Annotated in this window: 2 protein-coding genes; one reads left to right on the top strand and one right to left on the bottom strand. The window is 27.2% G+C overall.

All coding sequences use genetic code 11. From position 1 onward, the window contains the following. Nucleotides 1–91 precede the first annotated feature (91 nt). Nucleotides 92–493: a hypothetical protein gene (locus LJD34_RS16060; protein WP_119362463.1), complete on the top strand. Its 402-nt coding sequence runs from the start codon at nt 92–94 to the stop codon at nt 491–493. A gap of 37 nt (nt 494–530) precedes the next feature. Here LJD34_RS16060 and LJD34_RS16055 read toward each other — a convergent pair. After that, nucleotides 531–828: hypothetical protein (locus LJD34_RS16055; RefSeq protein ID WP_227360370.1), on the bottom strand; the 298-nt coding region annotated here is incomplete at its 5' end.

Below are 828 nucleotides of genomic sequence, written 5' to 3'. Positions count from 1 at the left end.
TATTATTATAAAATATTATTAGTAAAATAAATATTTTTAAACTTGTTCAATGATTTAAAAGGGGTTAAAATTATAATAAGTAGGTGATATGATGAATGCCGATAGATTATTTATGCTTGTTGATACATGCGCCAATATTGATGAAGTAAAACACGAATTTCCAGATTTAGATTTTTTAACTTATTTTTATGCTTTATTAGGATATTACTGTATTCCTACAATCAAGTTATATAATGAAACAAAAATTGATGAAAATACTTTGAATGGTATCCTTAATGGAAAAATTCAACCTCAAAGAGATGATCTTATTCAAATGAGTTTAGTTTTAAATATTGATTTAAAGAAAACAAACTTTATGCTTTCTCTTGCTGAATGTGAATCATTATCCTATAAAGAAAGCCGTGATAGTTTGATTATCTGTGCAATTAAAAATCATTATTCAATCAATAAAACAAATATCATGTTATCAACTTGCAATCTTGTCAAAATATAAAGGTAGTAAAATAGTGGTTCATACGAACCACTATTTTTTATTTATCTAAATTTTTAAAAGCTGTTGAAAGCATTAATTTAATACGATTTAATTGGTTAACTTCACTAGCTCCTGGATCATAGTCAACAGCTACAATGTTACTTTGAGGATATTTCTTTCTTAAAGCCTTAATAGCACCTTTACCTGTAACATGGTTTGGTAAACATCCAAATGGTTGCATACATACAATATTTGGTGCTCCACTTTCAATAAGTTCAATCATTTCACCAGTTAAGAACCAACCTTCACCTGTTTGGTTACCAATTGAAACAACTTCTTTAGCTTTATCAGCAAGA

The sequence above is a fragment of the Faecalibacillus sp. MSK20_93 genome (assembly GCF_020589945.1).
Taxonomy (GTDB): Bacteria; Bacillota_I; Bacilli_A; order Erysipelotrichales; family Coprobacillaceae; genus Faecalibacillus; species Faecalibacillus intestinalis.
The sequence above is the reverse complement of the archived record's forward strand: the minus strand, read 5'-3'. Positions and strand labels throughout refer to the sequence as shown.

Coding starts and splice junctions, on each gene's coding strand:
- LJD34_RS16060 (WP_119362463.1), top strand. CDS start 92: ATGAATGCCGATAGATTATTTATGCTTGTTGATACATGCGCCAATATT.